The sequence below is a fragment of the Pseudomonas sp. 3MA1 genome (genome assembly GCF_029237275.1).
Classification (GTDB): domain Bacteria; phylum Pseudomonadota; class Gammaproteobacteria; order Pseudomonadales; family Pseudomonadaceae; genus Aquipseudomonas; species Aquipseudomonas fluorescens_AP.
On record NZ_JAACFX010000003.1, the window covers coordinates 462,564 to 479,199 of the forward strand.

At 63.9% G+C, this 16,636-nt stretch carries 17 protein-coding genes, 1 tRNA gene and 1 pseudogene; 18 read left to right on the top strand and 1 reads right to left on the bottom strand.

Annotated elements, in window-relative coordinates; all coding sequences use genetic code 11:
- The first annotated feature begins 48 nt into the window (after window positions 1-48).
- The 13 genes from gbpA (GWQ44_RS11045) (at window position 49) to gspM (ending at window position 13,229) form a co-directional block, all read left to right on the top strand.
- Window positions 49-1,602 carry an N-acetylglucosamine-binding protein GbpA gene (gene gbpA / locus GWQ44_RS11045; RefSeq protein WP_275927317.1) on the top strand — a complete coding sequence of 518 codons (1,554 nt, stop codon included), beginning with the start codon at window positions 49-51 and terminating at the stop codon, window positions 1,600-1,602.
- 318 nt (window positions 1,603-1,920) lie between these two features.
- A complete protein-coding gene (gene gbpA / locus GWQ44_RS11050; RefSeq protein WP_275927318.1) occupies window positions 1,921-3,474 on the top strand; it encodes an N-acetylglucosamine-binding protein GbpA in 1,554 nt (517 codons plus the stop codon).
- A gap of 135 nt (window positions 3,475-3,609) precedes the next feature.
- Window positions 3,610-4,158: a type II secretion system protein N gene (locus GWQ44_RS11055; RefSeq protein ID WP_275927319.1), complete on the top strand. Its 549-nt coding sequence runs from the start codon at window positions 3,610-3,612 to the stop codon at window positions 4,156-4,158.
- A complete protein-coding gene (gene gspD, locus GWQ44_RS11060; protein WP_275927320.1) occupies window positions 4,155-6,074 on the top strand; it encodes a type II secretion system secretin GspD in 1,920 nt (639 codons plus the stop codon). Before GWQ44_RS11055 ends, gspD begins: the two co-directional genes overlap by 4 nt.
- Window positions 6,071-7,564, top strand: coding sequence for a type II secretion system ATPase GspE (gene gspE / locus GWQ44_RS11065; protein ID WP_275927321.1), 1,494 nt, complete (start codon window positions 6,071-6,073; stop codon window positions 7,562-7,564). The genes gspD and gspE overlap by 4 nt, the downstream gene beginning before the upstream one ends.
- A gap of 2 nt (window positions 7,565-7,566) precedes the next feature.
- Complete coding sequence (gene gspF, locus GWQ44_RS11070) at window positions 7,567-8,784, top strand: type II secretion system inner membrane protein GspF (protein WP_275927322.1); 1,218 nt, start codon at window positions 7,567-7,569, stop codon at window positions 8,782-8,784.
- A gap of 16 nt (window positions 8,785-8,800) precedes the next feature.
- Window positions 8,801-9,235, top strand: a complete 435-nt coding sequence (gspG, locus tag GWQ44_RS11075) for a type II secretion system major pseudopilin GspG (RefSeq protein ID WP_199012341.1) — start codon at window positions 8,801-8,803, stop codon at window positions 9,233-9,235.
- A gap of 3 nt (window positions 9,236-9,238) precedes the next feature.
- Entirely contained in the window at window positions 9,239-9,733 is a 495-nt protein-coding gene (gspH, locus tag GWQ44_RS11080) for a type II secretion system minor pseudopilin GspH (protein ID WP_275927323.1), read from the top strand.
- A complete protein-coding gene (gene gspI / locus GWQ44_RS11085) occupies window positions 9,717-10,103 on the top strand; it encodes a type II secretion system minor pseudopilin GspI (protein ID WP_275927324.1) in 387 nt (128 codons plus the stop codon). Before gspH ends, gspI begins: the two co-directional genes overlap by 17 nt.
- Complete coding sequence (gspJ, locus tag GWQ44_RS11090; protein WP_275927325.1) at window positions 10,100-10,699, top strand: type II secretion system minor pseudopilin GspJ; 600 nt, start codon at window positions 10,100-10,102, stop codon at window positions 10,697-10,699. The genes gspI and gspJ overlap by 4 nt, the downstream gene beginning before the upstream one ends.
- Window positions 10,692-11,579: a type II secretion system minor pseudopilin GspK gene (gene gspK / locus GWQ44_RS11095; RefSeq protein WP_275927326.1), complete on the top strand. Its 888-nt coding sequence runs from the start codon at window positions 10,692-10,694 to the stop codon at window positions 11,577-11,579. Before gspJ ends, gspK begins: the two co-directional genes overlap by 8 nt.
- Window positions 11,580-11,585: 6 nt before the next feature.
- Window positions 11,586-12,725 (top strand): type II secretion system protein GspL, encoded by a 1,140-nt coding sequence (gene gspL / locus GWQ44_RS11100; protein ID WP_275927327.1) that lies wholly within the window; start codon window positions 11,586-11,588, stop codon window positions 12,723-12,725.
- A 3-nt stretch (window positions 12,726-12,728) separates the two neighbouring features.
- Window positions 12,729-13,229, top strand: coding sequence for a type II secretion system protein GspM (gene gspM / locus GWQ44_RS11105; RefSeq protein ID WP_275927328.1), 501 nt, complete (start codon window positions 12,729-12,731; stop codon window positions 13,227-13,229).
- A gap of 76 nt (window positions 13,230-13,305) precedes the next feature.
- On the opposite strand, the gene GWQ44_RS11110 is transcribed toward gspM, so the two are convergent.
- Window positions 13,306-13,977, bottom strand: a complete 672-nt coding sequence (locus tag GWQ44_RS11110) for a Bax inhibitor-1/YccA family protein (RefSeq protein ID WP_011062013.1) — start codon at window positions 13,975-13,977, stop codon at window positions 13,306-13,308.
- Window positions 13,978-14,100: 123 nt separating this feature from the next.
- Between GWQ44_RS11110 and GWQ44_RS11115 the strand changes: the two genes are divergently transcribed.
- The 5 genes and pseudogenes from GWQ44_RS11115 (at window position 14,101) to GWQ44_RS11135 (ending at window position 16,237) form a co-directional block, all read left to right on the top strand.
- A tRNA-Ser gene (locus GWQ44_RS11115) sits at window positions 14,101-14,188 on the top strand.
- A gap of 152 nt (window positions 14,189-14,340) precedes the next feature.
- The gene (locus tag GWQ44_RS11120; RefSeq protein WP_275927329.1) at window positions 14,341-15,048 is read left to right on the top strand and encodes an SOS response-associated peptidase family protein; all 708 of its coding nucleotides are present in this window, start codon (window positions 14,341-14,343) and stop codon (window positions 15,046-15,048) included.
- 117 nt (window positions 15,049-15,165) lie between these two features.
- A complete protein-coding gene (locus GWQ44_RS11125; protein WP_275927330.1) occupies window positions 15,166-15,489 on the top strand; it encodes a DUF2388 domain-containing protein in 324 nt (107 codons plus the stop codon).
- A 106-nt stretch (window positions 15,490-15,595) separates the two neighbouring features.
- Window positions 15,596-15,778: pseudogene (locus tag GWQ44_RS11130) on the top strand (SDR family oxidoreductase); the annotation flags it as partial.
- A 189-nt stretch (window positions 15,779-15,967) separates the two neighbouring features.
- Window positions 15,968-16,237, top strand: coding sequence for a hypothetical protein (locus tag GWQ44_RS11135; RefSeq protein WP_016963335.1), 270 nt, complete (start codon window positions 15,968-15,970; stop codon window positions 16,235-16,237).
- Window positions 16,238-16,636 lie beyond the last annotated feature (399 nt).

The following is a 16,636-nucleotide window of genomic DNA, read 5'->3' on the forward strand; positions in this document are numbered from 1 at the left end:
CTCTCGATTGCTTGTTGAATCCAATAACGTCCAATCAGGGAACAATCGATGATCACGCGGCATACCTTGCATTCCTTCCTCAAACTTCCGCTGGCGATGGCCATCGGCCTGGCGGCGCTCAGCGCGCAACAGGCGGCGGCGCACGGCTATATCGAAAACCCTAAGTCCCGCTCGTACATGTGCAGCGCCAAAGGCGGCAACCTGAACGCCAACTGCGGCTCGGTGGCCTACGAGCCGCAGAGCGTCGAATACCTGGCCAACGGCAGCCGCGACGGCTACCCGTCCACAGCCCAGGCCTGCCACGGCGAGTTCACCAAGTGCGGCCCTGCGGACGGCACCATTGCCGCCGGTGGCCTGCGCAACTTCGCCGGCCTCAACGAGCAGACCGCCAACCGCTGGACCAAGGTCAATATCAAGCCCGGGCTGAACACCTTCGACTGGCGCTACACCGCGGTGCACGCCACCCGTAACTGGCAGTTCTACATCACCAAGAAAGACTGGAACCCCAACCAGCCGCTGACCCGCGACTCGTTCGAAGCGGCGCCGCTGCTGACCGACAACTGGAACAACACCCTGCCGACCAAGACCGGCGGCATCACCAGCCACAAGGTCAACATTCCGGCCGACCGCAGCGGCTACCACATCGTCCTTGGCACCTGGATGGTGGGCGACAACACCAACACCTTCTATCAGGTGGTGGACGTGAACATCGAGAACAGCGCGGTAGTGCCTTCGAACTGGAAGAACATCGGCGCCGTCCAACCCAAGACCCTGAGCATCGGCGACAAGGTCATGACCCGGGTGTTCAACGACCAGGGCGAACTGTCGGCCAAGCAGGTCACCCTGAACATCGACAGCGCTGAACTGGCCAAGGACAGCATCTGGCCCAAAGCCCTGGCCGAGAAGGTCAACCGGGCCAAGCTCGGCTATCAGATCGGTGAGCTCAACGACAAGGACCAGGTGGTGCCGCAGTTCGGCAAGAACAGCATCTTTGTCGACAAGCACAGCGACATCAACAGCGTGCTGATCGCCGAGGAACAAGCCGCCAAGCCGGGTGAACTCAAGGTCACCGGCATGCAGTCCGAGTACAGCCTCAAGGACGGCAAGGTCGACCTGCACTTCAACGCCATCGCCCTGAACGGCGACTTCACCATCACCGCCAGCGTGCTCAATGCCAAGGGTGAAACCGTCGCTCACCAGCAAGCCGACAGTGGCAACAATGCGCCGCACTTCAGCCTCGCGCTCAAAGGCGTGACGGCGGGCCAGTACGATCTGGTGGTGCTGGCCAAGTCGAAGAAAGGCGAGCTGCTGCAACAGACCATCAGCTTCAACCTCAAGGCCGAGCCAGAAGTTGAGGAAACCCCAGGCGGCGGCAATGACGGCGGCACCACCCCCGAGACCCCGGCCAAGTACGACCACGTGTTCCCTGAGGGCTTGAAGGCCTACAAGGCCGGTACACGGGTACTGCAACCCAAGGACGGCAAGACCTACCAGTGCAAGCCGTTCCCTTATAGCGGCTACTGCGTGCAGTGGAAGGCCGGCGCGACCCAGTACGAACCGGGCACCGGTTCTCATTGGGAAATGGCCTGGACCCGCCAGTAATCCAGCAACTCCCCAGTTGCTCCTTGGGGCGTGACGCGCAAGCGTCACGCTCATTTTTTTTCCCGACCGACCCGCTTGCGCAAGCCTGAAGTGACTCGCCAGAAGGGCCGTAAAGGCCCTTTAAAAATCCAGCAAACGCCTATTCCAGAGCCTTTTGACTCTCGTACTCGTCCCATGTGAACCCCCCGGAGCAGCACGTAGCCTGTGCTCGCTGGCAAGGCTGCCGGAGCAGCGGACATCACGGGTGTCCCAGTGCCCCATCACCGGCCCCTCGCAGCGCTTCAACACTCATTTTTTTAATTGCTCAAGGCATACACCATGATCAACTCCAACCGGACTCGCTCCTTCCTCAAACTGCCAATCGTCATCGCCATGGCGACGGCGGGACTGGCCGCCCAGCAAGCCTCCGCCCACGGCTACATCGAAAGCCCTAAGTCCCGCGCCTTCATGTGCCATTCCGATGGCGGCAGACTGAACGTCAACTGCGGTCCAGTGATGTACGAGCCACAAAGCACCGAGTACATCGGCGTGCCTGGCCGTAACGATCTCGAGCACTTTCCAAGCAACGCCCAGGCCTGCACCGGCGACTTCAAGGTATGCGGCCCGGCCAACGGTACCATCGCCGCCGGCGGCCTGGTGCGCTTCTCCCCGATCAACGAGCAGAGTGCTACCCGCTGGGCCAAGACCACCGTCAAGCCGGGCCCGCAGAACTTCACCTGGCACTACAAAGCCGGTCACGCCACCCGCTACTGGCAGTTCTACATCACCAAAAAAGACTGGAACCCGAACCAACCGCTGACCCGCGACTCGTTCGAAATGACCCCACTGCTGGATCAGCCATGGCCGTCTGGCACCGTCCCGGCCCCGGCCAACGGCAAAACCCATCACACCGTGAACATCCCGTCTGACCGCTCCGGTTACCACGTGCTGCTGGCCACCTGGAAAGTCAACGACACCGACGCCACCTTCTACAGCGTGGTCGACCTGAACATCGACAATGGCGAGGTCATCCCGTCGAACTGGAACACCGTGGGCGCGGTACAACCTGAAGCCCTGAGCATCGGCGACAAGGTCAAGACTCGCGTCTTCAACGCACAGGGCGAGCTCAACGCCAAGCAAGTGGTGCTGAACATCGATAGCGCCGAATTGGCCAAGGCCGACGTCTGGCCGCACGCGCTGGCGAAGAAGGTCAATACCGCCAAGCAGGGCTACCAGATGGGCCTGCTCAACGACAAGGACGAAGTGGTGCCGAATTTCGGCAGGAACGAAATCCTGGTCAAGAAAGGCAGCGACATCGTCAACGTGATGATCGACAAGGAACAGGCCGCCAAACCGGGCGAGCTGTCCATCACCGGCATGCAGTCCGAATACACCCTGAAAGACGGCAAGACCGAACTGCACTTCAACGCCATCGCCAAGGGCGGCGACTACACCGTGAAGGCCACCGTGCTCAACGCCAAAGGCGAAAGCGTGACCTTCCAGCAAGCGCCGGCCGGCAACACCCCGCACTTCTCCATACCGCTGAACAATATCAGCCCCGGGGTCTATGACCTGGTGGTCGTGGCCACCTCGAAGAAAGGCGAAGTGCTGCAACAATCCGCCCGCTTCACCCTCAAGGCCGAAGCCGGCGGTGGTGAAGGTGGCAACGAAGGCGGCAACGGCGGTGAAGGCGGCGCCAAGTACGACTACGTGTTCCCCAATGGCCTGAAATCCTACAAGGCCGGCACCGTGGTCCTGCAACCCAAGGACGGCAAGACCTATGAGTGCAAGCCTGGCGCCGTCGCCGGCTGGTGCACCCAGTGGACCAGCGGCTCCAACGCCTACGAGCCGGGCGTAGGTTTCGCCTGGCAGTCGGCCTGGAACGCCAAGTAAGTCATAGCGTCAACCACCCGAGCGTGGCGCCACGGCGCCACGCTCCTCGTTAGCGGTCAAGCCCCCCATGAGCTCAACCCCCTATTCAAGAACCCTGCTCCGGCAGGGTGAAAACCTGCCCAGGCGCATGTGCTTATGAGCGCCCTTCGCCTCACACTTCGCGCTGGCCTGCTGGTCGGCGCCTTGTCGTTTCTGGCGGCCTGGCTGACTTGGCTGGCCTACAGCAGCTGGCAGTTCCGGCAAAGCCTGAACCCGGCGAGCCTGCAGGCGCCTTCCGTCGCGCCGCCAACGCCCCGGGCCCAGCCCGACCCGCAAGCCATCGCCCGGCTGTTCGGCGTGCAGTTGCCGGAGCACTCCAGCGACCTGCCCCGGGTGCCGCTGAGCCTGGTGGCCAGCCTGGTGGCCGGGCAACCGGAACACTCCCGGGCCCTGATCGAGTCGCCCGAAGGCCGCCGCTTCTATGGCATCGGCGAGCCCCTGCCGGGCGGTGGCAGCCTGCGCCAGATCGGCACCGACCAAGTGCGGGTGCAACGCTTTGGCGAGGAACTGATCCTGAGCCTGCCCCAGCACGAAACAGCGTTGCTGACTCCGCAGGACCAGGACGCCGCCGCGGCCCAACCCCATCCACAGCCAGGCAGCGGGAGCCTGCTGCAACCGTCCCTGCAACCCCCTGGAGCATCATGAATCGAGCATTTATCGCCGGGTCCCTGCTGACCCTGGGCACCCTGATCAACCCCGTGTACGCCACGGAAAAAACCGCCGCGGCCCAGCAATGGACCCTGAACATGAAGGACGCCGAGCTGCGCGACCTGGTCAACGAAGTGGGCCAGATCACCGGCAAGACGATGATTCTGGACCCGCGCCTGAACGGCAAGGTCACGGTGCAGTCCAGCACCGCCATGGATCAGCAGGGCATCTACTCGCTGTTTCTCACCGCCCTGCGCAGCCAGGGCTTTGTCGCCATGGACCAGGGCGACCGGGTGCTGATCCTGCCGGTGGCCGAAGCCAAGACCAAGGCCCACGCCGAGCCCAGCGGCGCCAGCGAAGAGTTCGTGACCCAGGTCATCGAGCTGAACAACGCCAACGCCAGCGAAGTGGCCAGCGCGGTGCGCCCGCTGGTGGCCGCGGACGCCTACATGGCGCCCTCCACCACCTCCAACGCCCTGGTGATTTCCGACAGCGCCAACAACGTCGAGCGGGTGCGCCTGGTGATCAACGAGCTGGATAACGCCGGTGGCCGGCAGTTCAGCATCGTGCAGCTCAAGCATGCCTGGGCCACCGAAGTGGCCAAGACCCTGACCGACAGCCTGGCCGACAGCAACAGTGCGATGACCAGCGCCAAGGCCATTGGCGACTCGCGCAGCAACCGCCTGATCCTGGTCGGCCCGGCGCCGATCCGCCAGCAGATGCAGCGTCTGGCGCAAAGCCTGGATGTGCCGACCAATGTCGGCGACACCGCGCGGGTACGCCGGCTCAACCACAGCGATGCGAAGAAGCTCGAAGAACTGCTCAGCGGCATTGGCAAGCGCATGGAATCCAGCAACCGTGGCGGCGACAGCCAGAAGCCCGACAGCCCGGTGCTGGTCAGCGCCGACACCAGCCAGAACGCCCTGGTGCTGATGGCCTCGCCGGCCCAGCTGGCGACCTTCGAAAACATCATCAACGAGCTGGACCGGCCCCGGGCCCAGGTGCTGGTAGAGGCGGCGATCGTCGAAGTCAGCGGCGACATCAACCAGGCCCTGGGCGTGCAATGGGCCGGCAACCGCGGCAAGCTGTCCGCCGCCAGCAATTTCAACAGCGCCGGCCTGTCCATTGGCACCTTGCTCAACAACCTGCAGGACGATAAGCGCCCGAACCTGCCCGATGGCGCGATCATCGGCATCGGCGGCAGCAACTTCGGCGCGCTGATCACCGCGCTGTCCAGCGACTCCAACAACAACCTGCTGTCCACCCCGAGCCTGCTGACCCTGGACAACGAAGCGGCGGAAATCCTCGTCGGCCAGAACGTGCCGTTCCAGACCGGCTCCTACACCACCGACACCGCCGGTGCCAGCAACCCCTTCACCACGGTGGAGCGCAAGGATGTGGGGATCACCCTCAAGGTCACGCCGCATATCAATGAGGGCAACTTCCTGCGCCTGAACGTCGAGCAGGAAAGCTCCGAACTGGCCGCCGCGCCGCCGGGCATCAACACCAGCGACGTGATCACCAACAAGCGCTCGGTCAAGAGCACCATCCTGGCCAACGACGGGCAGATCATCGTCCTCGGCGGGTTGATCAAGGACAACGTCAAGGTCCAGGTCAGCAAAGTGCCGCTGCTGGGGGACATTCCCTGGGTCGGCCGCCTGTTCAGCAGCAGCAAGGAAGTCAACGAGAAGACCAACCTGATGGTGTTCCTGCGTCCGACCCTGCTGCGCAGCGCCGCCAGCACCGAGCAGATGAGCCAGCACAAGTACAACAACATGCGCTTGCTGCGCAGCCCGGACGGCAAGAGCGGCGGCCAGTTGCCTGCCGACGCCAACCGCCTGTTCGACGCCAACCGCCAGGGCGATGCGGGCCTGATCGATGTGCGCGCCCCCGGCGCCCAGCGGCAACCATGATCGCCACCGCCGAAGACGCGCGTCTGGCCTTTGCCTACGCGCGCCGCCACGGTGTGGTGCTGGACCATCAGCCGGACGGCGCGGTGCTCTATTGCCGCGCCAGTACGCCGTTGTCGGTGATGGCCGAGGTCCGGCGCTGCAACGGCTCGTTGCTGCGCAGCGAGGTGCTGGACGACGAAGCCTTCGCCCAGCGCCTGGCCGCTCACTACCGCGACGGGCAGAACGGCGCCAAGCAGGTGGCCGACGGCCTGGGCGAGCAGTTCGACGAAGAGTTCGATCTCAACAGCCTGGCCGAGCAACTGCCCAAGACCACCGACCTGCTGGAGCAGGAAGATGACGCACCGATCATCCGCCTGATCAACGCGATCCTCAGCGAGGCGGTCAAGAGCAAGGCCTCCGACGTGCACCTGGAAGCCTTCGAGGAACACCTGTCGGTGCGCCTGCGGGTCGATGGCCTGCTGCGTGAAGTGCTGCGCCCGCGCCGCGAGCTGGCGACCCTGCTGGTGTCGCGGATCAAGGTCATGGCCAAGCTGGACATCGCCGAGAAGCGCATTCCCCAAGACGGCCGGATCGCCTTGCGCATCGCCGGCCACGAGGTGGATGTGCGGGTTTCGACCCTGCCCTCCAGTCATGGCGAACGGGTGGTGATGCGCCTCCTGGACAAGCAGGCCGGGCGCCTCGACCTGAGCCACCTGGGGATGAACGACAACGTGCGCCAGCGCCTGGAAATCGCCCTGCACAAACCCCACGGCATTCTCCTGGTCACCGGCCCCACCGGCTCCGGCAAGACCACCACGCTGTATGCCGGGCTGGCCAGCCTCAACAGCCTGGAGCGCAACATCCTGACCATCGAGGACCCGGTGGAATATCACCTCACCGGGATCGGCCAGACCCAGGTCAACGCCAAGGTCGACATGACTTTCGCCCGAGGCTTGCGGGCCATCCTGCGCCAGGACCCGGACGTGGTGATGGTGGGCGAGATCCGTGACCGCGAAACCGCGGAAATTGCCGTGCAGGCGTCCCTCACCGGGCACCTGGTGCTCTCGACCCTGCACACCAACAGCGCCATCGGCGCGGTGACCCGGTTGGTGGACATGGGCATCGAGCCCTTCCTGCTCTGCACTTCGCTGCTGGGGGTGTTGTCCCAGCGCCTGGTGCGCCTGCTGTGCCCGGAGTGCAAGGAGCCCCACAGCGCCGATGCCGCCGCCTGCGAACGCCTGGGCCTGAGCGCCGACGCCGCGCCGCGGCTGTACCGGCCCAAGGGCTGCAGCGCCTGCCAGCACTCGGGGTATCGCGGGCGCCGGGGCATCTATGAACTGGTGCTGTTCGACGACACCTTGCGTCAGTTGATCCACACCGGCGCCGGCGAGCACCAACTGCTGGAGCATGCGCGCACGCACAGCGCCAGCCTGTTCGATGACGGCCAGGCCATGGTGTTGCAAGGGCAGACCAGCCTGGAAGAACTGCTACGCGTGACCCAGAGGGACTGATCATGGCCGCTTACGAATACCTGGCCATGTGCGCCGCCGGCAAAAAATCCACCGGGGTGGTGGAAGCCGACAGCCCGCGTCATGCCCGGCAACTGTTGCGCGAGCGCCATCTGGTGGTCCTCAAGCTCAGCGCCGCGCAGAACAAACGTGTACGCGGCACAGGCCTGTTGCAGGTGTCCGGCGGCGGCTTGAGCAGCGCCGAACTGGCCTTGCTCACCCGCCAGCTGTCGACCCTGGTCCAGGCCGCCCTGCCCCTGGAAGAAGTGCTGGCCGCGGTCGCCGCGCAGTGCGAGAAGCAGCGGATCAAGAGCATGCTGCTGGCCATCCGCTCCCGAGTCCTGGAGGGCTACAGCCTGGCGGTGGCCCTGGCCGCCTACCCCAAAGCCTTCCCCGATCTGTACCGGGCCACGGTGGCCGCCGGCGAACGTTCCGGACACCTGGGCCAGGTGCTGCTGAACCTGGCCGACTACACCGAGGCCCAGCAAGCGGCCCGCCAACAGATCCAGCTGGCCATGCTCTACCCGAGCATCCTGATGCTGGCGGCCGTGAGCATCGTCGGCTTCCTGCTGGGCTTCGTGGTGCCCGATGTGGTCAAGGTGTTTATCGACAGTGGCCAGGAACTGCCGCTGCTGACCCGGGGCCTGATCGCCAGCAGCGCGTTCCTGCAGAGCTATGGCCTGCTCATGCTGCTGGTGATAGCGGCCCTGGTCCTGGCCGCCCGCGGCGCCGTCCGCAACCCGGCCACCCGCGAGCGCTGGCATGCCCTGGTGCTGCAACTGCCGCTGCTGGGCCGGCTGATCCGGGCCAGCAACTGCACGCGTTTTGTCAGCACCCTGGCGATTCTCGGACGCAGCGGCGTGCCACTGCTGGACGCCCTGTCCATCGCCAGCGAAGTGGTGGCCAATCAGAAGATTCGTACTGGTCTGAAAGACATTGTCCGGGGGGTACGCGAAGGTATCAGCCTGACCCGGGCCCTGGAACTCAACGGCAGTTTCCCACCGATGATGCTCTACATGATCGCCAGCGGTGAACGCTCCGGCGAGCTGGACAGCATGCTCGAACGCGCCGCCAAGCAGCAGGAGGAACAACTGGCCAACCGCATCGCCTTGCTGGTGGGCCTGTTCGAGCCGGCCATGCTGGTGTTCATGGGCGCCTCGGTGCTGATCATCGTGCTGGCGATCCTGATGCCGATCCTCAGCCTGAACCAATTGATTACCTGAATGCGGAACCCCCTAAGTGCAGACTCAGAACAAACAACGCGGCTTTACCCTGATTGAAATCATGGTGGTGGTGGTCATCCTCGGGGTCCTCGCGGCCCTGGTGGTGCCGCAGATCATGAGCCGTCCCGATCAGGCCAAGGCCGCCGCCGCCCAGAGCGACATCAAGGCCATCGCCATGGCCCTGGACATCTACAAGCTCGACAACCATCAGTACCCCAGCAGTCAGCAAGGGCTCGAAGCCCTGGTCAGCAAGCCCAGCGGCAACCCGCCGGCGCGCAACTGGAACCCCGACGGCTACCTCAAGCGCCTGCCCATCGACCCCTGGGGCAACGCCTACCAGTACCGCGTGCCAGGCACCCGGGGCACGGGCTATGACCTGTTCTCCTTTGGCGCCGACGGCAAGCTCGGTGGTGAAGGCCTGAACGCCGAGATCGGCAACTGGGACCGCTGATCGGTGCAACGCTCCCACTCCAAGGGCTTCACCCTGGTCGAAGTGCTGGTGGTGGTGCTGATCATCGCCCTGTCCGCGGGCATGATCGGCCTGATCAACCCCGACTCCGCCAGCCGGCAGGCGCGCCGCGAAGGTGATCGCCTGCTGGCGCTGCTGCAACTGCTGCGCCAGCAGGCGGTGTTGAGCAACAGCGACTACGGCCTGCGCATCGAACCCGACGCCTACTCCGTGCTGCGCCTGGATGAACAGGGGCAATGGCTGGCTGACCGCGACTGGCGGGCCCAGCGCCTGCCCGACAACCTGCGCCTGCGCCTTGAGGTGCCCGAAGCCGGCCCGACCCTGGGCCAGGCCGGCCGTCGCAGCACCACGCCGCAGCTGCTGGTGCTGTCCAGTGACGAAACCAGCGCCTTCACCCTGTGGATCGAGCACCGCAACACACCGTTGCTGAGCCTTTCCAGCGACGGCCTACAGGAGCCCCGACTTGAAACCGCGAACTGAACGGGGCTTCACCCTGCTGGAAGTGATGGTGGCGCTGGCGATTTTCGCCACGCTGTCGATTGCGCTGTTCAGTGCGATCCAGCATGTGGCCATCAACAGCGGCAACCTGGCCGAACGCACCCAGGCCACTTGGATCGCCGACAACTATATGAATGAACTGCGCTGCGGGATGCAGCCGCGCACCAGCGGCCGCCAGCAACGGCAGGTGGAGTTTGGCGGGCGCAGTTGGTGGCTGTTCAGCGAGATCGAAGCGGCCCCGGACTCGCGGCTGCTCAAGGTCAACCTGCGGGTCTCGGCCGAGCAGGACCCGCAACGGGCCCGGCAGTACAGCCGCGCGCAACTGCTGGGCTACATCGAGGCCAACCCATGAACCAGCGCGGCTTCACCTTGCTGGAAGTGGTGGTGGCCATCGCCATCTTCAGCCTCCTGGGCCTGGCAACCTATCAGTTGCTGGACCGGGTGATGCGCAGCGACCAGCGCATCCAGACCCAGGAACTGCAATTGCGTCACCTGCAACGGGCCCTGAGTCTGCTGGAACGCGACCTGGTGCAGGTGCGGCGTCACGCCCTCAAGGACGACCACAGCCATAGCCAGGCACTGATCAGCCAGCACCAGGGGCTGCGCCTGCTGCGCGGCGGCTGGCGCAACCCCCTGGACTATCCGCGCAGCGATCTGTTGCAGGTCAGCCACCGCTTCAGCGATGGCCAGTGGCTGCGCGAAACCCAGGGCCTGGAACCAGGCAGCGTCAGCCAGGTACAGCCCTTGCTCAGTGGCGTCGAGCTGATGCATTTGCGCTTCATCGACGCCCTGGGCCAGCCCCATGACAGCTGGCCCATCGGCAGCGAGGCCCTGAGCCTGCCGGCGGCCGTGGACATCGAGCTGAGCGCGCCCGGCTTCCCGCATATCCGCCGGCTGATTCTGCTGCCCGGCGGCGCCGAAGTGGACGAGGACGCACCCGGTGAGTAGGCCCCGCGCCCAACGCGGCGTCGCCTTGCTCAGCGTGTTGCTGATCACCGCGCTGGTGACCCTGATCGTCAGCAATATGCTCGCCCGCCAGCGGCTCAGCCTGGCCAGCAGCAGCCATCTGGTGCAGCACCAGCAGCTCTGGCAACTGGCCCTGAGCGGCGAGAGCTGGGCCCGCGGCCAGTTGCTGGAAGACGCCCGCAGCGAAGGCGGCCTGCTGGTGACCCATCTGGGCCAGCACTGGGCCCGGCCGGCACCGGCGTTCCCGATCGAAGGTGGCAGGATTGCGATCCAGATCGTCGATCTGGGCGCCCGGCTCAACCTCAACAGCACGCTGGTGCAGGACGATGTCATTCCCCGCGCCCGCTACCAGCGGCTGCTGGCCCTGGCCCAGATCAAGCCCCACGACCCGGCGGCGCTGCTGCGCCCCCGAGATCGCCTAGGCCGCCCTTTGCCCCTGAGCGACATCAGTGAACTGCGGCCACTGCCAGAGGTGGGCGCCGACACCCTGCAACGCCTGGCGCCGCTGGTGGCGACCTACGAGCAGGGACACATCAACCTCAACACCGCCGGCGCCCTGGTGCTGGCCAGCATCGAAGGCATCGATCTGCCGACCGCCCGGACCCTGGCCCAGACACGCCCGGCCAAGGGCTACCCGACGGTCGCCGCGTTTCTCGCCAATCCCATGCTGCAGGGCCGGGACATTACCGCGCGCGGGCTGAGCGTCAACAGCCGCCAGTTCCGCGCCACCATCGACGTTGAACTGCATGGCCGACGCTTGCGCCTGGTCAGCGACCTGCGGGTCATGAGTGCCGACCAGGTCCGCGTGCAACAGCGCACCTTGCTGCCCGCGCCGCTCAACGACCATTCGCTTACCGAGTAACCATTGATGAGCCATTGGCTTTACCTTTCACCCCATACCCCGGGCGACCGCCCCTGGCATTGCCACTGGTGGTCAACCGACAGCGCTCCCCGGGAAGGCGATCTGGAGCAGGCCGCCGAACACCTGCGCGGACAGGCCTTCGCCCTGCTGCTGCCCATGGAAATGGCCAGCTTTCACCAGGTCAGCGTCCCGGCGCGCAGCGGTCGCTGGTTGCGCCAGGCCCTGCACAGTGCCCTGGAAGAACAACTGATCGAGGACGTCGAGCATCTGCACCTGGCCCACGGCCCGTTGCGCGAGCGACGTCACTGCACAGTGCTGGTCATCAACCGCGAGCGCCTGCAGCGTTGTCTCAAGCGTCTGGCCGAGCACGGGCTGCAACCGTCACGCATGCACATCGATGCCGACTGCCTGCCCCAGGACCGGCCACGGGCCCTGGCCTGGGACGGTCGCTGGCTGCTCGGCGGCAGCGCCGCGATGCGCCTGAGTCTCGACCCGCGGGAGCTTGGCGAACTCGGCCGGCTGTTGCCGGACGGGCTGCTGTGGCAAGGCGCCGAGGCCCCAGGCATCGACGACCTGGAGCCGGAGAACTGGCAAGCCGAGAAGCAGCCCTGGCAAGTGCTCAGCCAGGGCAGCGTGCAGGCGATTGACCTGTGCCAGGGCCAGTTCCAGCGCCGCACCCGCAAAGCGACGCCCTGGCGCCTGGCGCTGCTGGTGCTGGCGATCGCCGGCGGCGCGCAACTGCTGCAGAACGTCGGGCACCGGCTGTATCTGGAGCAGCGCAGTGACCAGTTGCACGCGGCCAGCCAGAGTCTGTGGCAAGAGCGCTTCGCCGATGAACCGGTTACCCGCGACCTGGCGCATCAAGTGCGGCTCAAGCAACGCCAACAGGTACAGGAAACACCCGGCGTGGCCCTGCGCCTGTCGCAACTGGCGGAGCAATGGGCCGCCAGCGGCGGCGCCCTGTCACAGATCCAGCGCCTGGATTACCAGGCCGAGGAAGGCTGGAGCCTGCAGGTCAGCGCCCCGGCCTTTGCCGATCTGCAACTGCTGCGCGAGGGCCTGATCAACCAGGGCCTGAATGTCAGCACCGATTCATCCGTGCGTGACGCACAAGGCGTCTCCGCGCGTTTTCAAATCAAGGAGTAAGACGTGAATCCATCCAGCGCCACGACTCCGGCCAAGACCGCCCTGGTGACCCCACTCCGGCAACGCTGGCAGCGTCTGGCAACACGCGAACAACGGGCGTTACAAGCCCTGACCGTCTTTGCTGGCCTGACCGGCCTCTACCTGCTCTGGCAACCGCAACAACAGGCTCTGGCCCAGGCCGAGCAACGCTATACCGAGGAAACGCAATTGCTTCACGATCTACAACAACTGCCCGCCAGCACCTCTTCCCTTCGCGGCCCGGCCATTTCCGGCGATGCCCTGCCCGGCATGCTGGCACGCTCCAGCAGCCTGGCCGGACTCAACCTCGAACGCATGGATCAAGAAGATGAAGGACGGGTCAACCTCAGCCTGGAAGGTCCGCTCAACGGCCTGATCACCTGGATCGACCAGCTGGAGCAGCAGCACGTCTCGGTCCTGTCCTTCTCCATCGAAGTCAACAAGGACGCCATGGCCAACGCACGCTTGCAGCTGCACAGCCCTTGAAGCCTTGTCGCTGCTGGAACCCGGACAACAAAAAGCCCGCCGAAGCGGGCTTTTTCTATGGGTTCAACAACCGGGATCAGTCGTCGCGACCCATGATGCCGAACAGCTGCAGCAGGCTGACGAACAGGTTGTAGATCGATACATACAAGCTGATGGTGGCCATGATGTAGTTGCGTTCGCCGCCGTGGATGATGGCGCTGGTCTGGAACAGGATGCACACCGAGGAGAACAGCACGAAACCGGCGCTGATCGCCAACTGCAGACCGCTGATCTGGAAGAACAGGCTGGCCAGCACGGCGCCCATCAGGACGAAGAAACCGGCGGTGATGAAACCACCGAGGAAGCTCATGTCCTTGCGGGTGATCAGCACGTAGGCCGACAGACCGCCAAACACCAGGGCCGTCATGGCGAAGGCCGAGCTGACCACTTCAGCGCCGCCTTGCATGCCCAGGTAACGGTTGAGGATCGGGCCGAGCAAGAAGCCCATGAAGCCGGTCAGGGCGAACGCCGACACCAGGCCCCAGGCCGAGTCACGGAGTTTGTTGGTGAGGAAGAACAGACCGTAGAAGCCGATCAGCACCACGAAGATATTCGGGTAGCCGACGCGCATCTGCTGCGCCACATAAGCCATGACACCACTGAACGCGAGGGTCAGGGCCAGCAGGCCGTAAGTGTTGCGCAGGACGCGGCTAACCTCTAGCTGCTCGGCCTGCACGCCGTTATTAACTGCGTAATCCTGTTCGCGCATGGCGACACTCCTGTTGGGGGAAACATTTAGTGGCAAGGATGATAACAGAGGCTCTGTAACTCGCGACGCAGAGAGTTTGACAGTGTGTTTCATTCGGGTATTATGGCGCCCGCAATGCGATCTGGAGGTGTGGCCGAGTGGTTTAAGGCAGCGGTCTTGAAAACCGCCGACTGTAACAGGTCCTAGAGTTCGAATCTCTACGCCTCCGCCAAATCTCAACGAGAAAGCCCTGATTTTTCAGGGCTTTTTTGTGTCTGGCGTTCAGGCTTGACGCGCTGCCACAGCTCTGCACCAGCAAGCGTGCTGATCAATAGAAGTCCCCAGGCGAAGCTATGCTTACGCTCCTAGCGTGAGGGCACAGCAATGTGCGGAAGACTCTCTCAGTATCGCGGTATCCACGACTTCGTCGCTGCCCTGAGCATGCCAGGGGCACTGGTCAACAGCATTGGCGACCAGCCCTTGGGGCACTACAACGCAGCACCGACGATGCAGCTTGCCCTCTTCCATGTTGTCGGCGAGGCGTTGCATGCCAACGCCGTGCGCTGGGGCTGGCGGCCGCACTGGGCGGATGATCGCGCAGCCCCGATCAATGCCCGGGTCGAAAAAGTGGCCCACGGCCCGTTCTTCCGCCAGATCTGGCCGCACCGGGCCATATGCCCAATCGACAACTGGTTCGAGTGGGTGGACGAAGGCGGCCCGAAGAAGCAGCCCTACCTGATCCGGCACTTCGACGGCTCTCCTATCCTCTGCGCCTCGATCGGACAGCTTCCGGCCCCGGACCACGGCGAGCACGACGGTTTTGTGATCATCACTGCCGACGCTCAAGGTGGCATGGTCGATATTCACGACCGCCGGCCGGTAGTCCTGGCGCCGGACCTGGCCCGAGAATGGCTCGACTCTGGCACGCCCAAGGAGCGTGCAGAACAGATGGCCTTGCTCCAGGGTGAGCCTGTCGGCGCCTTCGAGTGGTTCAGAGTCAGCGCGGCCATTGGCAACGTCAGGAACCACGGGCCACAGCTGATAAAGCCCTCAACCAAGCCCGCCGACGGCGATGCGCTGAACAACGGCTGATCATTGACAGGCCTCCCCCTCGCACCCGGCCCAGCACCGGAATGCTTCTATCTCTACAGCGACCTACCTTGGTATCGTTGCGCCACTATTCGGCAGGCAGCAAGGAAGCGGTGAGGAATGCATAAATGGAAAACTCTAGTGTTCGTCATCCTGGCATTGACCGGCGCTCAAGCCGCGGCGGAAAACAAGGGCTCCTATCAAAACTCGATGATGATGATAACGCTGGCTCCAACCTTGCTTCTTTCAGGAACAACCGGACTATCTGAGCTGGCGGTGAAGCAATTCCAGCCTGCCAAGGCTGATGCACTGGCATTCGTAGGCTCAAACGGCGAGATTCGCGGCGCTCAATTCGAGCAAGCCGTTCGCTACTACCACTCGGCCTATGGCCAGCCGTACATGACCGACAAACAACTGGCCCTGGCAATCGCTACTACGCTCTGAAGTCTGTTCTCCTGGCATCACGTGCAGCGGCACAGGACTTCATCAACGTCATGCCTGAAATAAAATCAGCCTCCCCCACAGCACTTTCCTCAAGTTCCAACGGACGGTCAGCAAAGCCGCACTTAATCACATGACCCGCTTGCTCGCGTTATCGCTGGGGCCGGACATTCGCGTAAACGCTGTGGCGCCAGGCCTGGTCGACACGCCCATGACCGCAGAGTGGACCGATGCCCAGGAGTTGCGGCGAACTCGCGCCCCTATGCGCAGGGCCGCCAGCCCAGACAACGTTCCTGATCTACACTCCCCCGAGCCGGCAGTAGGCTCGTATCGGTGTTTTCCCAAGCACCCGGATTCACAGTAAATAGGAGTAGGGATGCTCGGAAAACCATTCAGGAAATGGATTCCGGAAACCATTCAATAGACGGGGCGAAATCCGAAAAGCCAGACGAGTAGGAATTTAAATATGGAGATTTAATTCATGACTGCTCAAGAACATCTTGTTGGTGGATGGACCGCTTACCACAAACTGACCCCAAAGGATCAGGAAGTCTTCAAAGAGGCCTTGGCCGGGTTCGTAGGTGTTAACTACACGCCCGAACTGGTGTCGACCCAGGTAGTCAACGGCACCAACTATCGCTACCAGACGAAAGCGACGCTACCGGGCTCGTCCAGCAGCTGGCAGGCGATAGTTGAAATCTACGCGCCAATTAACGGTAAGCCGCACATCACTCAGATTCACCGCATCTAAGTAAGCTACAAGCCCTTCGGGTCCGCAGCAGTTGCGAGACCCGAAGACTATCCACAGCGCCCTCTTCCAAACCTTGTCCTCGCGGCCTTCGCCACTGCGCAAGTGCGCTTCCCGCCCCCTCCAGTCATCGACGCTCCGCCACGTCCGCAGACCTCCACGGGTACCGCGGTCAATGCCGAGCTGCGCCTGCTATCCGTTGCGCCGGCTCATCAGGAACCTTTTCCCGGAACAGGGATCAGTGCTGCACAGGTTCCTATCCCCCCTACAGCGGGCACCAGCATGATCTTCAGAAAATCGATTCTATACACGGCCTTGGTAATGGCAGGCTTCCTCGCCGGGTACAGCGCGAAACCCAGCAATGGGCTCCAGGTCACCGCAGGGCAACTCATCAGCTGCGGC